Annotated in this window: 1 rRNA gene; it reads left to right on the forward strand. The window is 47.0% G+C overall.

The features are described from left to right. A 16S ribosomal RNA gene (locus J8I35_RS34465) occupies positions 1-69 on the forward strand; the annotation flags it as partial. Between the last annotated feature and the right edge of the window lie 267 nt (positions 70-336).

Raw genomic sequence — 336 nt, forward strand, 5'->3', positions numbered from 1 at the left:
GGATTCATGACTGGGGTGAAGTCGTAACAAGGTAGCCGTATCGGAAGGTGCGGCTGGATCACCTCCTTTCCAGAGCTTCTCGCACAAGTTGAGCGCTCACGCTTATCGGCTGTTGATTGAGACAGAAAGACTGTCTGTTAGCGGTTTAACCGGTTATAATGCCGGCCGCTTTCGATAATCCTCAATGACAAACATTCGAATGAAGTTTGGTTCGAGTTTTTCTCATTGGCGATTGAGCCAGTCAGAGGATATCAACAGATATCGGCTGTCGTTCTTTAACAATCTGGAAGAAGTAAGTAATTTGGATAGCGGAAGCGTCTCGAGATGGACGTGGAA

Source organism: Burkholderia sp. CpTa8-5, assembly GCF_017815045.1.
GTDB lineage: Bacteria > Pseudomonadota > Gammaproteobacteria > Burkholderiales > Burkholderiaceae > Burkholderia > Burkholderia sola.